19 protein-coding genes are annotated in these 21,015 nt (G+C 70.0%); 8 read left to right on the forward strand and 11 right to left on the reverse strand.

Annotation, left to right across the window (positions count from 1 at the left end):
• Complete coding sequence (locus AB0B90_RS21455) at positions 1-228, forward strand: DUF4287 domain-containing protein (RefSeq protein WP_350950018.1); 228 nt, start codon at positions 1-3, stop codon at positions 226-228.
• 68 nt (positions 229-296) lie between these two features.
• Positions 297-707, forward strand: a complete 411-nt coding sequence (locus AB0B90_RS21460; RefSeq protein WP_350949991.1) for a PPOX class F420-dependent oxidoreductase — start codon at positions 297-299, stop codon at positions 705-707.
• A gap of 105 nt (positions 708-812) precedes the next feature.
• On the opposite strand, the gene AB0B90_RS21465 is transcribed toward AB0B90_RS21460, so the two are convergent.
• The 3 genes from AB0B90_RS21465 to AB0B90_RS21475 form a co-directional block, all read right to left on the reverse strand.
• Complete coding sequence (locus AB0B90_RS21465; protein WP_362924259.1) at positions 813-2,033, reverse strand: acetyl-CoA C-acetyltransferase; 1,221 nt, start codon at positions 2,031-2,033, stop codon at positions 813-815.
• Between the two features lie 177 nt (positions 2,034-2,210).
• A complete protein-coding gene (locus AB0B90_RS21470) occupies positions 2,211-3,554 on the reverse strand; it encodes a PQQ-binding-like beta-propeller repeat protein (RefSeq protein WP_362924261.1) in 1,344 nt (447 codons plus the stop codon).
• 59 nt (positions 3,555-3,613) lie between these two features.
• Positions 3,614-4,588 (reverse strand): SGNH/GDSL hydrolase family protein, encoded by a 975-nt coding sequence (locus AB0B90_RS21475; RefSeq protein WP_350949988.1) that lies wholly within the window; start codon positions 4,586-4,588, stop codon positions 3,614-3,616.
• 134 nt (positions 4,589-4,722) lie between these two features.
• Between AB0B90_RS21475 and AB0B90_RS21480 the strand changes: the two genes are divergently transcribed.
• Positions 4,723-6,093, forward strand: a complete 1,371-nt coding sequence (locus AB0B90_RS21480) for a cystathionine beta-synthase (RefSeq protein ID WP_350949987.1) — start codon at positions 4,723-4,725, stop codon at positions 6,091-6,093.
• A gap of 24 nt (positions 6,094-6,117) precedes the next feature.
• On the opposite strand, the gene AB0B90_RS21485 is transcribed toward AB0B90_RS21480, so the two are convergent.
• Complete coding sequence (locus AB0B90_RS21485; RefSeq protein WP_362924263.1) at positions 6,118-7,413, reverse strand: histidine kinase; 1,296 nt, start codon at positions 7,411-7,413, stop codon at positions 6,118-6,120.
• 315 nt (positions 7,414-7,728) lie between these two features.
• Between AB0B90_RS21485 and AB0B90_RS21490 the strand changes: the two genes are divergently transcribed.
• Positions 7,729-8,868, forward strand: coding sequence for a cystathionine gamma-synthase (locus tag AB0B90_RS21490; RefSeq protein ID WP_350949985.1), 1,140 nt, complete (start codon positions 7,729-7,731; stop codon positions 8,866-8,868).
• A gap of 239 nt (positions 8,869-9,107) precedes the next feature.
• Here the strand turns inward: AB0B90_RS21490 and AB0B90_RS21495 are convergent, their stop codons facing one another.
• The gene (locus tag AB0B90_RS21495) at positions 9,108-9,536 is read right to left on the reverse strand and encodes a hypothetical protein (protein WP_350949984.1); all 429 of its coding nucleotides are present in this window, start codon (positions 9,534-9,536) and stop codon (positions 9,108-9,110) included.
• A 168-nt stretch (positions 9,537-9,704) separates the two neighbouring features.
• Positions 9,705-9,878, reverse strand: coding sequence for a hypothetical protein (locus tag AB0B90_RS21500; RefSeq protein WP_362924265.1), 174 nt, complete (start codon positions 9,876-9,878; stop codon positions 9,705-9,707).
• A 272-nt stretch (positions 9,879-10,150) separates the two neighbouring features.
• Between AB0B90_RS21500 and AB0B90_RS21505 the strand changes: the two genes are divergently transcribed.
• Positions 10,151-10,573 (forward strand): DUF6292 family protein, encoded by a 423-nt coding sequence (locus AB0B90_RS21505; RefSeq protein ID WP_350949982.1) that lies wholly within the window; start codon positions 10,151-10,153, stop codon positions 10,571-10,573.
• Positions 10,574-10,695: 122 nt separating this feature from the next.
• On the opposite strand, the gene AB0B90_RS21510 is transcribed toward AB0B90_RS21505, so the two are convergent.
• Together AB0B90_RS21510 and AB0B90_RS21515 are read right to left on the reverse strand one after the other, a co-directional pair.
• The gene (locus tag AB0B90_RS21510) at positions 10,696-12,639 is read right to left on the reverse strand and encodes a hypothetical protein (RefSeq protein ID WP_362924267.1); all 1,944 of its coding nucleotides are present in this window, start codon (positions 12,637-12,639) and stop codon (positions 10,696-10,698) included.
• Positions 12,640-12,648: 9 nt separating this feature from the next.
• Positions 12,649-14,046 carry a sigma 54-interacting transcriptional regulator gene (locus AB0B90_RS21515; RefSeq protein ID WP_350949980.1) on the reverse strand — a complete coding sequence of 466 codons (1,398 nt, stop codon included), beginning with the start codon at positions 14,044-14,046 and terminating at the stop codon, positions 12,649-12,651.
• 360 nt (positions 14,047-14,406) lie between these two features.
• Here AB0B90_RS21515 and AB0B90_RS21520 point away from each other — a divergent pair, with 360 nt between their 5' ends.
• Both AB0B90_RS21520 and ilvA read left to right on the forward strand, forming a co-directional pair.
• Entirely contained in the window at positions 14,407-15,588 is a 1,182-nt protein-coding gene (locus AB0B90_RS21520) for an FIST N-terminal domain-containing protein (RefSeq protein WP_350950017.1), read from the forward strand.
• A gap of 124 nt (positions 15,589-15,712) precedes the next feature.
• Positions 15,713-16,921, forward strand: coding sequence for a threonine ammonia-lyase (gene ilvA / locus AB0B90_RS21525; RefSeq protein ID WP_350949979.1), 1,209 nt, complete (start codon positions 15,713-15,715; stop codon positions 16,919-16,921).
• 63 nt (positions 16,922-16,984) lie between these two features.
• On the opposite strand, the gene AB0B90_RS21530 is transcribed toward ilvA, so the two are convergent.
• The 3 genes from AB0B90_RS21530 to hppD form a co-directional block, all read right to left on the reverse strand.
• Positions 16,985-18,457, reverse strand: coding sequence for a M1 family metallopeptidase (locus AB0B90_RS21530; protein ID WP_362924269.1), 1,473 nt, complete (start codon positions 18,455-18,457; stop codon positions 16,985-16,987).
• Positions 18,458-18,530: 73 nt separating this feature from the next.
• Complete coding sequence (locus tag AB0B90_RS21535) at positions 18,531-19,166, reverse strand: RDD family protein (RefSeq protein WP_350949977.1); 636 nt, start codon at positions 19,164-19,166, stop codon at positions 18,531-18,533.
• 101 nt (positions 19,167-19,267) lie between these two features.
• Positions 19,268-20,377, reverse strand: coding sequence for a 4-hydroxyphenylpyruvate dioxygenase (gene hppD / locus AB0B90_RS21540; protein ID WP_350949976.1), 1,110 nt, complete (start codon positions 20,375-20,377; stop codon positions 19,268-19,270).
• 102 nt (positions 20,378-20,479) lie between these two features.
• Between hppD and AB0B90_RS21545 the strand changes: the two genes are divergently transcribed.
• Complete coding sequence (locus AB0B90_RS21545) at positions 20,480-20,959, forward strand: Lrp/AsnC family transcriptional regulator (protein WP_350950016.1); 480 nt, start codon at positions 20,480-20,482, stop codon at positions 20,957-20,959.
• Positions 20,960-21,015 lie beyond the last annotated feature (56 nt).

Consider the following 21,015-nt stretch of genomic DNA (forward strand, 5'->3'; position numbering starts at 1 on the left):
ATGTCGTTGAACCACTCGATGGAGACGCAGAGCAAGCTGATCGCCAGGGTTCCGGACATCACCGGACGTGCACTCCCAGAGTGGTTTCAAGCCATCGACAACGGCCCGTCGTTCCTTCGCTGTGACGAGCGAGCCACCTGGCTCGCCAACGAGCACGGGCTGACCCACGGCTACGCCGCGGCCATCGTGCACGAGCACGAGCGGCACCGCCGTACCCGCCACCTGTAAGCCGTCCATCTCCGTGAAGCCCGCGCCGCTCCGGTGGTGCGGGCTTCGGCGTGGGTCATGATGGAGTCATGGATCATGACAAGGCGCGCGGGTTCATCCGCGCCAACCACCGAGCGGTCATGCTGACCTCACACGCCGACGGCCGTCCGCAACTCTCCCCGGTCACCGTGGGGCTCGACGCGGAGGGGAACGCGATCGTCAGCACCAGGGAGACGGCGGCGAAGGTACGCAACCTCCGCAGGAATCCGCAGGTCTCGCTCTGCGTGACGACCGACGCCTTCTTCGGTGAGTGGATCCAGATCGACGGCGTCGCGGAGATCGTCTCCCTGCCCGAGGCGATGGATCTCCTGGTCGGCTATTACCGTGACATCTCCGGCGAGCACCCGGACTGGGACGACTACCGGGCCGCGATGGAGCGGGAGCGGCGGGTGATCCTGAGGATCGCGATCACCCGAGCCGGCCCCGACGTGCACGGCTGACCGCGTCCCGGACACACCCCGGCCGCGCGCTCGCCTGACCGGGGTGGCCCGCGTCGGGAGATATCCCCGGTACGCGGTGCCCGACGACACCGCGCCCGGCCCGGTTCAGCTGAGGCGTTCCAGGACCATCGCCATGCCCTGACCGCCGCCGACGCACATGGTCTCCAGGCCGATCGACCTGTCGTGGAAGGCGAGGCTGTTGATCAGCGTGGAGGTGATGCGGGCGCCGGTCATCCCGAAGGGGTGCCCGACCGCGATGGCGCCGCCGTTGACGTTGAGCCGGTCGATGTCGATCCCCAGGTCCTGGTAGGACGGGATGACCTGGGCGGCGAACGCCTCGTTGATCTCGACGAGGTCCACGTCGCCGATGGCCATGCCCGCCCTGGCCAGGGCCTGCTTCGAGGCCTCGACCGGGCCCAGGCCCATGATCTCGGGGGACAGGCCGGTCACCCCGGTGGAGACGATCCGGGCGAGCGGGGTGATGCCGAGTTCGGCGGCCCGGGTGTCGCTCATCACGATCACGGCGGCGGCGCCGTCGTTCAGCGGGCAGCAGTTGCCCGCGGTGACCGTGCCGTCGGGCCGGAAGACCGGCTTGAGCGCCGAGACCGCCTCGTAGGTGGTCCCCGCCCGAGGGCCGTCGTCCTTGCTCACCACGGTCCCGTCGGGCAGGGTGACCGGGGTGATGTCCTTCTCCCAGAAGCCGTTGGCGATGGCCTTCTCCGCCAGGTTCTGGGAGCGGACACCGAACTCGTCCTGCTCCTGCCGGGAGACGCCTTTCAGCCCGGCGAGGTTCTCCGCCGTCTGGCCCATCGCCACGTAGACGTCGGGCATCAGGCCGTCCTCGCGCGGGTCGTGCCAGACTCCCCTGCCGCCCTCCGCGGCACTCGCCGTGCGGGCCTGGGCGTCGAGGAAGAGCGGGTTCGTCGTGTCGGGCAGCGAGTCCGAGCTGCCCTTGGCGAAGCGGGAGACGCACTCCACGCCCACGGAGACGAACACGTCCCCCTCGCCCGCCCTGATCGCGTGCAGGGCCATCCGGGTGGTCTGCAGCGAGGACGAGCAGTAGCGGGTCACGGTGGTGCCCGGCACGCCGTCCAGGCCGAGCAGGGTGGCGACCACGCGACCCATGTTGAAGCCCTGTTCGCCGCCCGGCAGGCCGCAGCCCAGCATGAGGTCGTCGATCGTGGTCGGGTCGAGCTGGGGGACCTTGGCGAGCGCGGCCTGGATGATCTGTACGGTCAGGTCGTCGGGGCGGATGTCCTTGAGGGACCCCTTGAAGGCGCGTCCGATGGGCGAGCGCGCGGTCGCGACGATGACTGCCTCGGGCATGTGGCTCTCCTGGGTTGATGTCTGCTCCTCCTGCGGAGCGTACCGCGCGGTATGCCCAAAACCGCGCCCAGGGGCGTTGAAACAGAACTTTGTACGGGGAGCGCGAGGCCCCTTCCCGACCGGAGGAAGGGGCCCGGTCGCCCTGTCGGTGACGGGTGACGGCGGTACGGCCGGATGTCAGCCGTACATGCCGGGGGAGGTGCCGTCGCCGTCCCTGATCCCGTGCAGAGCGCCCTTCTCGTCGCGCCACATCCGCCAGCCGTTCTGACTGCCGGTGAACCAGAGGGGCGGGGCGCCCGAGCCGGACACCCGCTTGCCGTCGGCCAGCCTGTACTCGCACAGCGAGGCCACCGAGTAGAAACCGGGGTTCTGGCCCTTGAGTGCGAGCGGCTTGGGGTCGGTCACGCAGAAGGACCAGGCGCGCTCGTCCTTGACGTCGGCCGCGCGGGCGGTGGGAAGGTCGAAGGCGCTACCCGGCTCGCCGTGCCGCAGGAAGCCGACCTTCTCCATGCGAGGCGGGAAGGCGAGCCACCAGCCCGCCTCGGGCACCTGGTCGGCGGAGATCTGGCCGAGCACCCGGCCGCTCCCCGCCTCCAGTCTGGCGAACCCGCCGTACCGGCCCTCCTGGTCGACCGGGCGGACCACCGGGGCGAAGCCGGGACTGCCGCTGGGATAGACGCGGACCACCGACGGGCGCATCCAGTTGACCGTGCCGTCGGAGAGCTTGACGGAGAACAGGCCGAAGGCGGAGACCTTGCTCGTCTTCGGATTGGTGTAGGGGGCGACGTATCCGACGAGGTTTCCCGCCGTCGCGCCGAAGGACCAGCCTCCCGACAGGTCGACTCCGGCGCCGAGGGGCTGCTCGACGGGGAGCCGCCAGACGGCCTTGCCGGTCTTGAGGTCGTGCGCCTCCAGCACGGGGTGGCGGGCCAGACGGAGGAACACCACGCGCGAGGCGTCGGACCACTCGGCCTCGGCGATGCCGGGGATCTTCCACATGGCCTTGCCGGTGGCCGGATCGAGGACGACGACGCGGGCGCTCGCGAGCGCGGTGTTCTCGGACACGCACACGAACGCCCCGCACCGCTGCGGGCCGAAGGTGGAGTGCACCGGGCGACGCCACCTGCGGGCCCCGGTCCTGGCGTCCAGGCCGACGAGCGTGGCCTTCCAGTGGCCCCGCCTGGCGGGGTCGATCGTCACCGCGACGGTCTGCCCGGTGGCGGTCTCGACGATCGCGGGGGCGGGCACCCCCATGCCCGGCAGGCGGCCCGCCATGGTCGAGGGGTGGGCCCACAGCTTCCTGCCCGTGGCGAGGTCGAGGGCGACCGTCTCCAGCGTGCCGTCGGGCTTCATGGAGGTCGTCGTGGCGACGCCACCGGCGGCGGTGGTGCGGCTGACCGCGTTCACCTCGGTGTTGTGCCAGGTGGGATGGTCGGGGGTGGCCGCTTCAGTGCCGGAGCAGCCGCCCAGGGTCAAAGCTCCGGCGAGCACCAGGGCCGGTTTCGCGAGGGGCCGGATCACGGGTATTCCACTCCAATGCGGGCGAGGCGTTACGGCTTCGCAGCGGAGGGTGACCGTGTTCAGGCGTCGTTGGGCCGCATCCACGGCCTTCGGCCGAGTATGGTCACCCACCGTCCGTGAGGTCCGGTCGCTCGCCCGGCGACACGGGTCGCGGAGACCTCGGCGCCGGGCTCCTCCGCGGCCTTGGCCGCCGCGAGGTAGATCGACTCAGTGCGCCGGACCCGGGGCTCGGGCCAGAGTTCCAACGCACTGCATACGGAAGGTAGCACCGCGTAAGCGATCTGGAGATAGCCTTGGGTAGATGGGTGAAAACGATCAAGGCCGAACATCTCCGTGGGGTTCGTGTCGAACTCCGGCCCCAGCAGGTCGGCGAAGGCCACCGTCCGCCCACCCGCCTCGACCACGGCGACGGTCTGCGCGGCGGCGAGCTGGCGGCTCCATCGCCGCGTCACCCAGCGCAGAGGCTGTGCGATCGGCCGGACCGTGCCCAGGTCGGGGCAGGTGCCCACGACCACCTCCGCCCCCGCCTTCCGCAGCCGTTCGACCGCCTTGCGCAGGTGTCGTACGGCGTGGGCGGGCCTGCTCTGCGAGGTGACGTCGTTCGCCCCGATGAAGATGACCGCGATCTCGGGCCTGGCCTTCAACGCCTTGTCCACCTGCTCGCCCAGCTCCGCGGAGGTCGCTCCCGACCTGCCCGTCACGGTGAGCCGCACCGGCCGCTCGGCGATCACGGCCAGCCCGTTCGCGATCAGCACGGCGGGTGTCTCCGCGGGTTCCGAGGTGCCCAGGCCGACGGAGGTGGAGTCGCCGAGCATGACCATCCTGACGGGCTCGCCGTCGAAGGCCCCGTACACCCCGTCCGAAGGCGGTCCCTCCATGCCGTGCGGGCGGCCGACGGTGCGGCGGGCCACCAGCGCCTCGGCCAGTAGCAGGCCGTAGGTCGCCGCGCCGAGCGCGGTGAGGCCCCCTCCGCCCAGGGCGGCCGCCGCGGCGACGCGGCGGGCGACTCGCGCCGTACCCGGTGTCCAGCTCACGTGGCGTCGCTCCCTCCGTACGGGGCGGTAGCGTTGCCTTTGGTGACACAGCCGAGTCCCTGCCACCCCTACGGGGATCGCGGCGATTACGACAACAAGCCGACCGAGCTTTGGTATTTCGAGGTGATATCCCGGTGCGCGTACATGACTCGCTTGTCGAACTGATGGGCAACACCCCTCTCGTCCGACTGAACAAGGTGACAGAGGGCATTTCCGCCCAAGTGCTGGCGAAGGTGGAGTATTTCAACCCTGGAGGGTCGGTGAAGGACCGCATCGCGGTCCGGATGATCGACGCCGCCGAGCAGTCGGGAGAGTTGCGTCCCGGGGGCACGATCGTGGAGCCCACCTCGGGTAACACCGGGATCGGCCTCGCCATCGTGGCCCAGCAGCGGGGATATCGCTGCCTGTTCGTGGTGCCCGACAAGGTGGCCCAGGACAAGATCTCGGTTCTGCGCGCCTACGGTGCCGAGGTCGTGGTCTGCCCGACGGCGGTCTCCCCCGACCACCCCGACTCCTACTACTCGGTCTCCGACCGGCTGGCCAGGGAGACGCCGAACGCCTGGAAGCCCGACCAGTACTCCAACCCGCGCAACACCGAGAGCCACTACCACTCCACAGGGCCGGAGATCTGGGACCAGACGGAGGGCAGGATCACCCACTTCGTGGCGGGCGTCGGCACCGGGGGCACGATCAGCGGCACCGGCCGTTACCTCAAGGAGGTCTCCGGCGGCCGGGTCAAGATCATCGGAGCCGACCCCGAGGGTTCCGTCTACTCAGGCGGCACCGGGCGGCCGTACCTGGTGGAGGGCGTCGGCGAGGACATCTGGCCGGCCAACTACGACACCACGATCTGCGACGAGGTCATCGCGATCTCCGACAAGGACTCCTTCACCATGACCCGCCGCCTGGCCCGTGAGGAGGCGCTGCTGGTGGGCGGCTCCTGCGGGATGGCGACGGTCGCGGCGCTGCGCGTGGCCGAGCGGGCCGGGCCGGACGACGTGATCGTGGTGCTGCTGCCCGACGGCGGACGTGGTTACCTGTCGAAGATCTTCAACGACGAGTGGATGGCCGACTACGGCTTCCTCACCACCTCCAGTGAGGAGGGCCTGGTCAAGGACGTGCTGACCCAGAAGAGCTCCGGCATGCCGGAGTTCGTGCACACCCACCCGCACGAGTCGGTCGACACGGCCATCTCGATCATGCGCGAGTACGGGGTGTCGCAGCTTCCGGTGATGAAGGAGGAGCCGCCGGTCATGGCCGCCGAGGTGGTCGGCTCGATCCTGGAGCGCGATCTGCTCGACGCCCTGTACCGGGGCCGGGTGCGGCCGACCGACCCGCTGGCCGCCCACATGTCGCAGCCGCTGCCGACGATCGGCGCGGGGGAGCCGGTCTCCATCGCCGTCGAGGCACTGGAGAAGGCCGACGCCGCGGTCGTCCTCGACGACGGCAAGCCCGTCGGCCTGATCACCCGGCAGGACCTGCTCGCCTTCCTCGCCAGCCACTAGCCCGTTCTTCAGGGGAGGGCGGGGTCAGAGGGGAAACTCCGCCGTCACCTCCCAGGCCCCGGAGCGGGTGGGGCCGGCCAGCAGACGGCCGCCGAGAGCCTCGACGCGCTCGGCCATGCCCACCAGGCCGAACCCGCCGCCGAGGCGGGCGACCCTGACGTCGGCCAACGAGCCGTAGTTGCGCACCCGCAGCCGCACGGCGCCCCCGGTGGGTGAGGCGCCTTCGCGAGGCGGGGGGCCCGCCGGGGCGGAGGCGGTACGCCGGGCCCGCGGGTCCTGGTCGTTCCCCGTCTTCACGCGTACGCTCTCGGCCCAGGCGCGCAGGTCGGAGCCGTCGGTGAGCTTCAGGTCCGCCTCGACCCAGTCGGTGCCGGGGGCGTGCCTGCGGACGTTGGTCAACGACTCCTGAAGGACCCGGTGGAGGGTGGTCATCACCTCCGGGGCGACGGTGCCCTCGGCGATGCCCTGGCCGATGTCGAAGGTGACCTGGGGGCCCGCGGCGGAGAAACGCTCGACCATCGTGCGCATGTCCATGAGCGTGCTGCCCGGTGAGCGGGCGGCCCCGTCCTCCGCGCGCAGCACGCTGACCAGGCGGCGCATCGAGGTGAGCGCGTCGGCCCCCGCGTTCGCGATCGCCTCCAGGGAGGGGACCACGGCCTCGGGTTTCTGCTCGGCGACGACCTTTGCGGCCTGGGCCTGCACCACGATCCCGGTGATGTGGTGGGCGACCAGGTCGTGCAGCTCCCTGGCCAGCTCCAGGCGTTCGGACCGCCGTACCGTGTCGACGGCCTCCCTGCGGCGCTCCAGCTGGAAGCGGAGGTAGGCGCCGATACCGGCGGCGCAGGACCAGCAGACGAAGAGCAGGAAGCCCGAGGCCGTCGCCGGTTCCCCGCTCATGAAGTTCAGGCGGACGGAGGAGGTTTCGAGCACGATCATCGTCGCCAGGGAGAACAGCGCGGCCCGCCGCACCGGCTCGATCGCGCGCAGCCCGCCGACGGTGAGGACCAGCAGCGACCCGATCTCGGCCACGCCGGGACTGCCGTCGCCGTCGGTGATCCCGATGATCAGGGACGACAGGAACGACACCGTCAGCAGGGTGACGAGCCCGCCGACCCGCCGGCGGTGGCGTAGCGCCACCGCCACGACGCCCACCAGGCCGCACATGAGGCTCAGCAGCATCGCCGGGTTGAGGCCGCCCCTCGACGACGCGACGGCCGAGACCACCATCACTTCGATCAGCAGGAGCAGGACGAGCCAACCGATCAAAGCGATCTCGCTGAGTCTTTTGACCCAGTAGATCAGCCGGTTCGTCTCTCCCACGGTCACCGAGCCTAAGCCTCGTGGAGGAGTGGTCATATCGGCCGTTCGGCCGAATCGTTCCCCGGGGAACCGGTCCTTCAGCGGAAGCGGCGCGGGGAACTCGTCGCCGATGCTTGAGAGGTCGAAGGGGGAAAGAGATGACCATCATCGGGATAGTGCTCCTGTTCGCCGGGCTCGTGGTCGGTGCGGCCTTGACGCTCGCCGACCCGGTCCTGCTCTCGCGGATCGGCGGGGAGCGCGCGGAATAGCGGCGGGGCCGTAGGTGGTGGTTTCGGCTGCCCTGAGGCACCCGCCGCCGCGAGTAACGTTGACCCCATGAACCAAGGATTCGAGACGCTGGCCATCCACGCAGGTCAGGAACCCGACCCCTACACCGGGGCCGTGGTGCCGCCGATCTACGCGGTGTCCACCTACAAGCAGGACGGCGTGGGCGGGTTGCGCGCCGGATATGAGTACAGCCGGTCCGCCAACCCGACCAGGACCGCGCTGGAGGAGGCCATGGCCGCCGTCGAGGGCGGCAGCCGTGGTCTGGCCTTCGCCTCGGGCCTGGCCGCCGAGGACGCGGTGCTCCGGGCGATCTGCAGGCCGGGCGATCACGTGATCATCCCGAACGACGCCTACGGCGGCACCTACCGTCTGTTCGCGAAGGTCCACGAGCGCTGGGGGCTGCACTACGACCCGGCGCCGCTGGGCGACCTGACGGCGGTGGCGGCCGCCGTGACCCAGAAGACCAAGATCATTTGGGTGGAGACGCCCACCAACCCGCTGCTCGGCATCGCCGACATCGCGGCACTCGCCCAGCTCGCGACCGAGTGCGGCGCGCTGCTGGTGGTGGACAACACCTTCGCCTCCCCGTACCTGCAGCAGCCGATCGCGCTGGGCGCGGACATCGTCGTGCACTCCACCACCAAGTACGTGGGCGGCCACTCAGACGTGGTCGGCGGCGCGCTCGTCGCGCGGGACGCCGGAGTGGGCGAGGAGCTCGCCTACCACCAGAACGCGATGGGCGCGGTGGCCGGGCCGTTCGACGCCTGGCTGACGCTGCGCGGTCTCAAGACACTCGGGGTGCGGATGGACCGCCACTGCGAGAACGCCGAACGGGTGGTGGACCTGCTGCTCGCCCATCCTCGGGTGTCCTCGGTGCTCTATCCGGGCCTGGCCGACCACCCGGGGCACGAGGTGGCGGCCAAGCAGATGAGGCGTTTCGGCGGCATGGTCTCCTTCCGGATGGCCGGAGGCGAGGCCGAGGCCGTCGAGCTGTGCAACAGGACCAAGCTGTTCACCCTGGGCGAGTCGCTCGGCGGCGTGGAGTCGCTGATCGAGCACCCCGGTCTGATGACCCACGCCTCGGTGGCGGGCTCGCCGCTGGAGGTGCCCGGCGACCTGGTGCGCCTGTCGGTCGGCATCGAGTCGATCGACGACCTGCTGGCCGACCTCAGCCAGGCGCTGGGCTAGGAGCGGGCGCCGGTCCAGGAGCCGGATCCTGGGCCGGGAACGGGCGTCCGGCCGGGATCGGGTGCCGGACCGGGTGCGGGCGCCCGGCCGGGAACCGGCGCCGGGCAGGCGGCGGCCACCGGGTTCGGAAACGGGCGCGGCAGGGGGCAGCCGTGGCCAGGAAACGGGCGCGGCAGGGAAGCGGCCGTGGCCAGGAAACGGCTGCGGCCAGGAAAGGGGCGCGGTGGGAAAACGCGGGCTCAGGCCGGGCTTCCCCAGACCATCAGCACCAGGATGACCATCCAGATCAGCACGATCACGCCGGAGAGGGCGGCGATCCGGCCGACCTGCACCTTGGCGTCGTCGTCCGGGCTCTCATTGGTGAGGACCCGGATGGCGGTGCGCTGGTCCCGCTCCACCATGACCAGCAGCACCGCGGCGACGATGAAAAGCGTCATGGATACCGACAGATACGGCCTTCCAAGGAATTCGCGGCCCAGCAGCGCCCCGAACAGGAAGACACCGACGGACGCGAAACCGTAAATGCGCGTGGTCTTGTGGAGATAACGCAGGACATCGACGTTCTTGGTGCGGATGAATCTGGGAGTCGACATCGTGGCGGCGGTGATCGGACCCAGGGCGAAGATCGCGAAACCGATGTGCAACCAGAGCAGCAGGTGGTCTGTCATGCGCCAGACATTAGTATCCGGTGATCTCGTCTGGGTACGGCTCGCACGGTGTCACCCGACGGCGTGGCCTTCCTTGATGATCGTTTGAAGGGTCTTCCGCGGAATGGGCGGACGTGCTCCTCGTCCTCCGCCTTTTCACCGGCCCCGTGGTCGAGATGTCGCCGCCGTTCACGACAGGGACGGTTCACCCTCGGCGGTGTCGTACCTGCCCGGACGGTCGTCATCGCGCTCATGGTCCGAGATCGCGTTCTCCTCGCGCGCGTGTGGCACCATGCACACCTCGAAACAGACGCAGACGATGAGCATCAGCACCACGAGAATTCCCGCGAGCATCGGGCTCACTTCTTCCCCCTCCACAACGGTGTTCTTCCTTTATCGGGTAGACAGCGCGGACATCGATGCGGTTGTCACGAAAAGGTCACGGTTGAGGTGAGAGGTGGAATTGACGGTACGCGATTGTCGATCTTCGCGTTCCGCGCGGAGCACGTCCGAGGCGTTAGTAGGATCGTGGGCGAGCTCGTTACCGTGTGATGAGACCGGCGGTGGTGAAACCGTGGTCGTGCCGGACGGGCGTTCGACCAGACAGAGCAAGACGGCACAAGGGAGTGCCCGCCGTGGGTGTCAAACATGTTGAGCCGTATACCGAGGAGTGGCGCGACCAGCCGTCCCGCTATGCCGGCCTCGTCGTCGAGGCGCTGGGCGAGGCGGTCGAGAGCTGGTGGCAGGGTCCCTGCGACCCGCGCACCGTCACCATTCGCCTGACCGGCGGCGACGCGCTGGTCTGGGACGAGGAGAGCGGCTGGCGCCGTGGCCGCTACGCGAGCGGCGACCCCGCCACCCCCACGGTCCTCGCCGACGCCCGCTATCTCGGCGGAGGTCTCCTGCCCTCCCCTGAGCGGGTCCCCTCCGCGATCGCCGACGCCCGCGCGGGCGTCGGCAACAGCACGGCATGGCGGCCCTGCTACCGCTCCTACCGCCACTATCGCGACGGCTTCGATCTGGCGCTCGACGGATACGCCGCCTACGCCAACGCCTGAGCCCGCCTCGGGCCGCGAGCCCACGTCGACCCGGGCCCGCCTCGGCGAGTGCGGCGGGCCCGCAGGAACACGTCAACGCCTGGTCCGCCTCGGGCCGGGAGTCCAATCACCCCGGGCCCGTCTCAGCGGGTGCGGCGGGCCCGCAGGAAGTCGCTGACGACGTACTCGCCCAGGCGGTCGGCGCCGGGGGAGAAGACCCGGCCGCCGTTGCGTCGTCCGACCTCGTTCACGAACTCCTTCAGGCGCTCGTCGTCGGCGAGCATGAAGACGTTGAGCGTCGCCCTGCGCCGGGTCATCTTGTCGACCTCCGCGAGGGTCAGCTCCAGCGTCTCCTGGGTCGGTGGCCACTCGAAGGCCGCCGAGCCGTTGCGCCGCAGGTGGGCGGTGGGTTCGCCGTCGGTGACCACGAGCACGACCGGCTCGAAGTCGGGGTGGCGGTCCAGGTGGCGTCCGGCGATCAGCAGGGCGTGGTGCAGGTTCGTTCCCTGGACCATGTCCCACTCCAGCCCCGCCAGTTCGTCGGGCTGCAGCACCCTGGCGTAGTTGGAGAAGCCGATGATCTGCACCGAGTCCTGGGGGAACTTCGAGGCCACCAGCGCCTGCAGCGCCATCGCCGTCTGCTTGGCGGCGGCCCAGGTGCCGCGCAGCGCCATCGAGTAGGACAGGTCGACCAGCAGGCACACCGCGGCCGCCGTGCGCCGCTCGGTCTCGGCGACCTCGAAGTCGTCGACCGACAGGGTCACCGCGCCGCCCCCGCCGCGCCGGACCCCGTTGATCACGGTACGGACCACGTCGATCGGCTGCTCGTCGCCGAACCGCCAGGGCCGTGATGACCCGGTGAGCTCACCGGCAGAGCCCGCGTCCACCTGGTCGTGGTCGCCGCGGCGCCCGCTCTCCAGGGAGGAGAAGACACGGCGCAGCGCGGTCTCTCCCAGGCGTCGTACGGCCTTGGGGGTGAGCTCCAGCTTGCCGCGCCGGCGCAGGAGGTAGCCCTGCTGCTCCAGCTCGCGCTCGACCTGCCTGAGCGCCTCCAGGTCGTCGACGGCGGAGCGGCCCAGGGCGCGCCGGATCGCCGCCTCGTCGATGTCGTCCAGGCGGGCGCCGGGGTAGTCCTGGCGGAGCGCGGCCTCCAGCTGGGTCAGGTCGGCGAGCTCGTCCAGCGCGCTCACGGCGTCGGACATCCCCATCGGCTCGTCGCCGCTCAGCCGCTCGGGGGTGTTCCAGGCCAGGTCGGGACGACGGGCGTGGAGGGACTCGCCCAGGCGGCGCATCTGCTCGTCCAGCCCGGCCTGCTGGAGGGTCTGCTCGATCAGGTGGTCGAGCTCCTCGCGTTGGGCCGGGGTGAGGGAGGCGAGCAGGCGCTGGGTGGCCGCCGCCCGCCGGGCCAGGGTGTCGACCAACTCCTCCAGGTTCCGGGGCGACTCCGGGAACATGTCCCCATATTTCGACATGAACTGCTCGAAGTCGGCCTGGGTGTGCTCGCCCCGGGCATCCCGGTCGAGCATGTCGTTCAGATCGGACATCATCTCCCTGACCCGCTCCATGGCGGCCGGGTCGGGGTTGGCCAGAGACTGCCGCATGCCGCGGAACTGGCTGTCGAGCACCTCCCTGCGCAGCAGGTCGCGCAGCTCCTCGAAGGTCTTCCCGGCGGCGGCCGAGCGCCACCGGTAGGCGCCCAGCTCCCGGATCGCGCTCGCCGTGTCGTCGGGAAGAGCGGCCAGCTCCGCCTCGCGCAGCCGGGCCTCGTCGGAGGGGTCGGGGAACAGTTCGGCCCGCTCCTGGCCGATCGCCTTGTCCAGCAGCGCCCTGGCCCGCTCCAGCGTGCCGTCGATACGGCCGCGCTCGCGCAGCTCACGGCGCCGCCTTCGCACCTCGCGGAGAAGCTCCTCAAGGCCACGACGATCCTGCGCGCCCGGCAGGCCCTCCTTGAGCAGGTCGCGCAGGGCGTGGGACGGGTTGGAGCCGGACAGGATCGCGTCACCCATCCGGTCCAGCGCGGAACGGACGTCGTACGGCGGGGCGAGCGGGTCGGGCCCGTCCCGGTATTCGCCATAGCGATAGCTCATGCGGACACCTCAGGTGCGGTAGACCGTCGTGCCGTCCACCTCGTCCTTGGACAGCCGACGCAGGAGGTAGAGGCCCTCCATGGCGAATTCCAGCGCGGCGGCGGCGTGCCCGGGGGACTCGTCGCCGATGCCGAGCTGGGACATGATCTTTGCCAGGCCCGGAACGGGGCCGACCCTGCGCAGCAGCTCGCCCGCGGGTACCGCCACGCCCGACTCGACCTGGACGCCCTCGGAGAACTTCTCCAGCAGCGGGTTCAGGTCGCTGCCGCCGAGCGTGCCGCGGAACGTCTCGGCCACCGCCCTGCGCAGCAGGTGCGCGAGCACCTCGGTCTCCCGGCCCTCCTCGCTGACCTCGAACTCCACCTTGCCGCGCAGCGTGTGCACGATCCCCGGCAGGTCGGCGACCCTCGCCACCGCGTGATCCTCGCCGGTCAGCGCCGCACGCCGTACGGCGGAGGCGGCCGCGGTCTCGGCGGCCGCGATGGAGAAGCGGGCCGAGACCCCGGAACGGGCGTCCACCGCGGTGGACTCGCGGACCAGCCGGGTGAAGCGGGCGATCACCTCGATCAGGTGGTCGGGCAGGTCGGCGCCCACCTGGTCGAGCGCGGCCTCCTGGCGGATCAGGACCAGCTCGGTCTCGATCGACAGCGGGTAGTGGGTGCGGATCTCGGCGCCGAAGCGGTCCTTCAGCGGGGTGATGATCCGGCCGCGGTTGGTGTAGTCCTCGGGGTTGGCGCTCGCGATCAGCAGGATGTCCAGGGGCAGGCGCAGGTTGTAGCCCCTCACCTGGATGTCGCGCTCCTCCAGCACGTTGAGCAGCGAGACCTGGATGCGCTCCGCCAGGTCGGGCAGCTCGTTGACGGAGAACACCCCGCGGTTGCTCCTGGGGACCAGGCCGTAGTGGACGGTCTCCGGGTCGCCGAGCGTACGCCCTTCGGCGATCTTGATCGGGTCGATGTCGCCGATCAGGTCGCCGACGGAGGTGTCGGGGGTGGCGAGCTTCTCGCCGTACCGCTCGTCCCGGTGCTTCCAGGAGATCGGCAGCTCCTCGCCCATCTCGTCGGCCAGGCGGCGGCAACGGACGCACGAGGGTTCGTAGGGATGGTCGTTGATCTCGCAGCCCTCGACGGCGGGGGTCCATTCGTCGAGGAGCCCGGTCACGGTGCGGATCAGCCGGGTCTTGCCCTGCCCTCGCTCACCGAGCAGGACCAGGTCGTGCCCGGCGAGCAGCGCTCGCTCCAGGTATGGCAGGACGGTGTCGTCGAAGCCCACGATGCCGGGGAACCGCGGCTCTCCTGCCCGCAGGCGGGTCAGGAGATTCTCACGGATCTCGGCCTTTACCGTACGGTGAATATGGCCGCTCGCGCGCAGCTCGCGCAGAGTACGTGGCTCTGGGATTTGAGGCACGGGACCGAGCCTACGTCCACAACGCCCGATCCGGCACTCTCATCCCTCTTTCGGATCTTGACGATTGCGTGAGGGACAACGTGAGTGCTTGTCTCCCCAGTGGGGAGAATCGCTCCAAGACAAGGTATCGACCGGTTCCCCCGCCGGGGAGCCGGGGCACCCCGGAAGGGGCCGCCACGTGGGGTCTTCGGCATTCGCGGTCGCACGGCACTGACGGGCCTCACGCTCTCGGCTAACGTCGGTTCACAACGATTCATGGCAGGCTTCAGGGCTTCAGGACGGGCTTCGGACGAGATCCGGACACTCTCCGGCGAGCCACACGACGAGGGACAAGAGGGAGAGGCGAGACAAGTGGCGTTGATGACGAGCCGCTTCGCCGACGGCCTCGCGGTGGGGGCCGATCTGGTCTCCGCGGCCGAGGCGGCGGTACGCCAAGCCCTGTCCGGCTTGTCCGGACCGGCCGACCTGCTCTGTTTCTTCATCTGCGGCGACGATCCCGACGACGTCTCCCGCGCGGGGCTGCGCGCGATGAGCATGGCCCCCGGCGCCGCCGTCCTCGGATGCAGCGCCACCGGGGTCATCGGCGACGGGCAGGGGGTCGAGGTCACCCCCGCGGTGAGCGCCTGGGCCGCCTCCCTGGGCGGGGCCCGGCTGACGACCTTCGCGCTCGACACGCTGAGGGCCGACGACCGCTTCGTGGTGGTGGGTCTGCCCGACCGCGCCCCCGACGATCACGCGGCCATCCTGCTCGCCGATCCCTACAGCTTCCCCACCGACGGCTTCGTCGAGCGCTCCGAGGAGGTCATGGGGAACCTTCCCCTGATCGGCGGCCTGGCCAACGCGATCCAGGGCCGCGGCGCGGTCCGGCTGTTCGCCGACGGGGAGATCCACACCGAGGGAGCTGTCGGGGTGCTGCTCAGCGGTGCCCTCAACGTCAGCACCGTGGTCAGCCAGGGCTGCCGCCCGATCGGCCCGACGATGACGGTCACCTCCGTCGAGGACAACCTCCTGCTCGAACTCGCCGGGCAGCCCGCCCTGGCGCGGCTGGAGGAGATCGTCAGTGCCCTGGACGAGGACGACCGCGACCTGGTCGCCTCGGGCCTGCAGATCGGCGTCGCGATGGACGAGTACGCCGAGAAGCACGAGCGCGGCGACTTCCTGATCCGGGGCGTGCTCGGCATCGACCCCGAGCGGGAGGCCGTGGCGATCGGCGACGTCGTCGAGATCGGCCGCACCGTCCGCTTCCAGGTCCGCGACGCCGCCACCGCCGACGAGGACCTGTACGAGTTGCTGGACGCGCACCGCGCGGAGTTCGGCCGGGTGGACGGCGCGCTGCTGTTCTCCTGCAACGGCCGGGGCTCGGCCATGTTCGGCAGCGCCGACCACGACGCCGTCGCCGTCCGCGACACCCTGGGTCCCATCGGGGTGGCCGGGTTCTTCGCCGCGGGAGAGGTGGGCCCGGTGGGCGGCCACAACCACGTCCACGGCTTCACCGCCTCGGTCCTGGTCTTCTCCTCCCACCAACCGGCCGGCGGCTCCTGACCTCAGCCGACCTTGAGCTGTTCGTCGCCCGAAGTCGGCGATGAGTTTGAGAGTGCCGGACCTCCGGTTCCCGCGACCACCGCGCCGTCCGGACTGCGGGTGCGCTCGTCGTACGATGATCCGCATGTCAGGCACCCAGGTGACCTACGACGACGTGGTCGCCGCGCGTGAGCTGCTGGCCGACGTCGCTCTGCGTACCCCTCTGCTCCATTCCCACGTGCTCTCCGAGATCATCGGCGGGCCCGTCCATCTCAAGTGCGAGCACCTGCAGCGTTCCGGGTCGTTCAAGATCCGGGGGGCGTACGTCAGGATCGCCGGGCTGACCGAGCAGGAGCGGCGTCGGGGGGTGGTCGCGGCCAGCGCGGGCAACCACGCGCAGGGGGTCGCGCTCGGGGCGGGGCTGGTCGGCGCCGGGGCGACGGTCTACATGCCCCTGGGGGCGCCGCTGCCCAAGGTGGCCGCGACCCGGTCGTACGGCGCCGAGGTGCTCTTCGCGGGCGAGACCGTGGACGTCGCGCTGGAACGGGCGCGGGAGCACGCGACACGGACCGGCGCCGTGTTCATCCACCCGTTCGACCATCCCGACGTGATCGCCGGGCAGGGCACGATCGGGCTGGAGATCGTGGAGCAGCTGCCCGAGGTCGGCACGATCGTGATGTCGCTGGGCGGGGGCGGTCTGGCGGCCGGGGTGGCGCTCGCGGTCAAGTCGCTGCGGCCGGGCGTGCGGATCGTCGGGGTCCAGGCGGAGAGGGCCGCCGCCTACCCGGCGTCGCTGGCCGCCGGGCATCCGGTGGAGGTCAGGCCCGCCTCGACGATGGCCGACGGCATCGCGGTGGGCCGTCCGGGCGAGCTGCCCTTCGAACTGATCCACTATCTGGTCGACAGCGTCGTCACCGTCACCGAGAGCCAGATCTCCCAGGCGCTGGTGCTCTGCCTCGAACGCGCCAAACAGGTCGTCGAGCCCGCGGGCGTGGCCGGGGTGGCCGCGATCCTGGCCCACCCGCACGTCTTCGAGCCGCCGGTGGTGGCCGTGCTCTCCGGGGGCAACATCGACCCGCTGCTGATGGCGAAGGTCCTCAGGCACGGCCTGGCCGCCGCCGGGCGCTATCTCACCCTGCGGGTCCGGCTCTCCGACCGGCCGGGCGCGCTGGCGGCGCTGCTGTCGCGGCTGGCGGAACTCGGCGCGAACGTGCTCGACATCGTGCACGGGCGGCTGGGCATGCACCTGGGGGAGGTCGAGGTCCAGCTCCAGATGGAGACCAAGGGGCCGGTGCACTCCGAGGAGGTGCTGGGCTCCCTGCGCGTCGAGGGATACAAGATCATCGTCACGTGAGGGCGCGGCAGTGGACGGACGACCTTCCCGGCCAGGACGACCGCCCTGACCAGGACGGCCTTCCTACCAGGTGGTGGGCTTCCTCGCGGTGAACAGCCAGGCGTCGAAGAGGGCGTCGAGCTTCTTGCCGGAGATCTTCTCGGCCATCGCGACGAACTCCGGGGTCGTGACGTTCCCGTACCTGTGGGTGGCGTTCCACTCCTTGAGGAGCTTGAAGAACGCCGGGTCGCCGATCCGCTGCCTGAGAGCGTGGAGCGTCATGCCGCCCCGGGTGTAGACGGAGTCGTTGAACAGGTCGTCGGGCTTGGCCTGGCCCGGGGTGTAGCCCCAGATGGGATCTTCGGCCCCGGCGCCGTAGTGCCTGCGGAAGAGCTGCTCGGCGGTGGCCTCGCCCTCGTGCTCCGACCAGAGCCACTCGGCGTAGGTCGCGAAGCCCTCGTTGAGCCACAGGTCCTTCCAGCGCGTGATGCTGAGGCTGTCGCCGAACCACTGGTGGGCGAGCTCGTGGGCGATGATGGCGTCGTCGGGGTCGAACCCGCCGTACATGGGCTTGGTCTGGTTCTCCAGCGCGTAACCGGCGGGGAAGTCGTCGACCACGCCTCCGGTGGAGGAGAAGGGGTAGGGGCCGAAGACCGTGCTCCAGTAGTCGGTGACCCTGCCCGACACGTCGTACAGCTTCTTCAGCGAACCGCGGAACCTCGGATCGACGGCCGCCAGGTTCTTCACACCCCCGGGGGTCGTGCCCTGGAGCATCTCGAACCTGCCCAGCGTCACGGTGGCGAGGTAGCTCGCCATCGGGTGGCTCTCCCGCCACTGGAAGGTCGTCCTGCCCCCGGCGCTCTTCGGCGTGCCGACGAGCTCGCCGTTGGCCAGCGCGGTCAGCCCGGCGGGAACGGTGATCTCGAAGTCGTAACTCGCCTTGTCCGAGGGGTGGTCGTTGCCGGGGAACCAGGTCTTGGCGCCGTTGGGCTGGCAGGTGACGAACGCGCCGTCCTTGGTCGGGATGAAGCCGTACGTGCCCAGGTTGGAGGAACCCCTGACCGGTTTGGGCTCACCGGCGTACGCGACCTCGACGGTGAACGCGGCGGCGTTCGGGATGAACGCGGCCGGGGTGACGCTGAGCTCGGTCCCCGCCCTGTCGAAACTCGCGGGCTTGCCGTCCACGGTGACCCGGCTCACGGTGAAGCCGGAGAGGTCGAGGTTGAAGCTCGCCAGGTTCTGGGTGGCCCGCGCCTCGATCCTGGTCACTCCCGACAGGTGCTTGGAGGGCGGGTCGTAGCTCAGCTTGAGCCCGTAGTGGCCGACGTCGTAGCCGCCGTTGCCGTCGGTGGGGAAGTCGGGGTCGCCGATCCCCGAGGCGCCGGGCGCGGCCTCACCGCCACCACCGCCACCGGCGACGACGTCGGAGGCGACCGGCTTCACGGAGCCCGTCGGCGGGACGCTCTCCCCGTTCGACGCCGAGCAGGCGACCGTGCCAACGGTCGCGAGCGTGCTGAGAAGAGCGGCGGTCGCCGCGGCCAGCCGTTTGGACGCCATGCGTTAAAGCCCCTTTCCCGGCCGGACGGCCGAGCCCCGTGGAATGGCACACTACGCGACCGACCTGCGTCGATCAGGCGTCTATGACAAGCGTCCTGGCGGCGAGGTCGTGCACGGCCTGCTTGCGTGGGTGGAAAAGGATGAAAGCCACATCTATCCAGCCCAGGCAGCAGGTGGAGTACATCAGCCAGGAGACCAGTTCACGCAGCGCGACCTGTCCGACACCGGCCCTCCGCCCTTCGGTGTCCGTCACGCGCAGCCGAAAGATCTTCTTGCCGAGCGTCTGCCCGTTCCAGTAGGCGGTCAGCAGCCAGTAGTACAGGAAGCCGATCACCGTGACCAGGAAGGTCTCCGCGTAGGGTACCTGCACCGACAGCCCGCTCGCGGCGCCCGTGACGGTGTTGACGGTCCGGTAGGTGAAGGGCGAGGAGATGAGCCCGACGATGAGAAGGTCGAGGATTCCCGCGAAGAGGCGGCGCCAGCGGCCTCCCAGCCTCATGGCGTCCGACGGGGGAAAATCACCGGGCGGATACCCCTCGGCCGTGTAGCCGAAGACGGGGTCGAACCCCCGCCCGTGTTCCCGGCCATGGCCGGGACCGAAGCCGGGCCCCTGGCCGGGGTTCGAGCCCTCGTGGCCCGGCCTGAGCGGCTCGGGATCGGACCACGGGTCCGATCCCCGGTCATCCGGCGGTGGCGGTACTGATCCCATCCAAGGATGATCACCTCAGGGTCGCCATCGCAAAGCCAAGGACGGTTATCGTCTTCCTTTCGGCGCGGAGACCTCGCCCTCGGACGTGGGGAGGAAGCCGGTTACAGGTTCCCTCGCAGGTCCTGCTCGCGCTCGATCGCCTCGAAGAGCGCCTTGAAGTTGCCCTTGCCGAAGCCGAGTGAGCCGTGCCGCTCGATCAGCTCGAAGAACACCGTCGGGCGGTCCTGCACCGGCTTGGTGAAGATCTGCAGCAGGTAGCCGTCCTCGTCCCTGTCGACCAGGATGCCGCGCTTCTTCAACTCCTCGATCGGCGCGCGGACCTCACCGATGCGGGCGCGCAGCTCCGGGTCGTCGTAGTAGGAGGCGGGGGTGTCCAGAAAGCTCACACCGGCCTCGCGCATGTGGTCGACCGTGCTCAGGATGTCGTTGGTGGCGAGCGCGATGTGCTGCACGCCGGGGCCGCCGTAGAACTCCAGGTACTCGTCGATCTGTGACTTCTTCTTGGAGATCGCCGGCTCGTTGAGCGGGAACTTCACCTTGCGGGTGCCGTCCGCGACCACCTTGGACATCAGTGCCGAGTACTCGGTGGCGATGTCGTCGCCGATGAACTCCGCCATGTTGGTGAAGCCCATGACCCGCCGGTAGAACTCCACCCACTCGTCCATCCTGCCGAGTTCCACGTTGCCGACGCAGTGGTCGACGGCCTGGAACAGGCGGCCGTTGCGCACGTCGGGGGCCGCCACCAGGGGCTTCGCCGCGACGTAGCCGGGCAGGTACGGGCCGCTGTAGTTGGACCTGTCGACCAGGGTGTGCCGGGTCTCGCCGTACGTGGCGATCGCGGCCGTCACCACCTTGCCCTGGTCGTCCTCCATGACGTGCGGCTCCACGAGCCCTCGCGCGCCCTGGGCGATCGCGTGGGCATAGGCGGCCTCCACGTCGGGGACCTCGATGGCGAGGTCGATCACGCCGTCGCCGTGCTCGGCGACGTGGCGGGCGACCCCGGTTCCGGGCCGCACCGCCCCCCGGAACTCGAACCTGGCGGAGCCCGAGGTGAGGACGTACGCCACCTCGTCGCGGCTGCCGTTCTCCGGGCCTCGATAGGCCACGAGCCGCATGCCGAACGCGGTGGAGTAGTAGTGGGCGGCCTGCTTGGCGTTGCCTACCGCGAAGACCACGCAGTCCATACCGTTCACAGGAAAGTTGTCGCTCATGCGAATACTGTCTGTTTTGTTGGGCTGTTTGTGCAACACTGTCTTCGAAGACCAGACAATATGCACACCTACTCGCCGTCCATCGCGGAGCATCTGTACATCATGACGATCGACCAGCTCGACGCCCGGCTCATCGCCCTGCTGGCGGCGGAGCCCCGGCTGGGGGTGCTGGAGTGCTCACGGCGGCTCGGTGTGGCGAGGGGGACCGTGCAGGCACGCCTCGACCGGCTCGCCGCCCGGGGGGTGGTCACCGGGTTCGGCCCCGACGTCGACCCCGCCGCGCTCGGCTACGACGTGATGGCGTTCGTCACCCTGCAGATCCGCCAGGTCAGCGGGTACGATCCGGTCGCCGATCAGCTCGCCGCCATTCCCGAGGTGCTGGAGGTGCACACGATCACCGGCGGTGACGACATGCACTGCCGGGTGGTGGCACGCAGCAATGCCGACCTGCAGCGGGTAATTGACCTGATCGTTGACGTCCGGGGCGTGGTCAGAACCTCGTCGGTGATCGCCTTGGACACCCCTGTGCCATACCGTGTTCTGCCTTTGGTGGCCGATGTCCCGCGCAAGGGGAAGGGCTAGCCGTACCATGCCAAGCAGGGGCCAGACACCGTTATCCATCGTTTACCCTTAACGGT

This window comes from Streptosporangium sp. NPDC049078 (assembly GCF_040648855.1).
Taxonomy (GTDB): Bacteria; Actinomycetota; Actinomycetes; order Streptosporangiales; family Streptosporangiaceae; genus Streptosporangium.

Bases quoted from the DNA above. Each gene is read 5' to 3' on its own strand.
- AB0B90_RS21495 (WP_350949984.1), bottom strand. From the start codon at position 9,536: ATGACAGACCACCTGCTGCTCTGGTTGCACATCGGTTTCGCGATCTTC.
- AB0B90_RS21465 (WP_362924259.1), bottom strand. From the start codon at position 2,033: ATGCCCGAGGCAGTCATCGTCGCGACCGCGCGCTCGCCCATCGGACGC.
- hppD (WP_350949976.1), bottom strand. From the start codon at position 20,377: ATGAGCGACAACTTTCCTGTGAACGGTATGGACTGCGTGGTCTTCGCG.
- AB0B90_RS21520 (WP_350950017.1), top strand. From the start codon at position 14,407: ATGACGAGCCGCTTCGCCGACGGCCTCGCGGTGGGGGCCGATCTGGTC.
- ilvA (WP_350949979.1), top strand. From the start codon at position 15,713: ATGTCAGGCACCCAGGTGACCTACGACGACGTGGTCGCCGCGCGTGAG.
- AB0B90_RS21490 (WP_350949985.1), top strand. From the start codon at position 7,729: ATGAACCAAGGATTCGAGACGCTGGCCATCCACGCAGGTCAGGAACCC.
- AB0B90_RS21510 (WP_362924267.1), bottom strand. From the start codon at position 12,639: ATGAGCTATCGCTATGGCGAATACCGGGACGGGCCCGACCCGCTCGCC.
- AB0B90_RS21455 (WP_350950018.1), top strand. From the start codon at position 1: ATGTCGTTGAACCACTCGATGGAGACGCAGAGCAAGCTGATCGCCAGG.
- AB0B90_RS21460 (WP_350949991.1), top strand. From the start codon at position 297: ATGGATCATGACAAGGCGCGCGGGTTCATCCGCGCCAACCACCGAGCG.
- AB0B90_RS21545 (WP_350950016.1), top strand. From the start codon at position 20,480: ATGACGATCGACCAGCTCGACGCCCGGCTCATCGCCCTGCTGGCGGCG.
- AB0B90_RS21530 (WP_362924269.1), bottom strand. From the start codon at position 18,457: ATGGCGTCCAAACGGCTGGCCGCGGCGACCGCCGCTCTTCTCAGCACG.
- AB0B90_RS21535 (WP_350949977.1), bottom strand. From the start codon at position 19,166: ATGGGATCAGTACCGCCACCGCCGGATGACCGGGGATCGGACCCGTGG.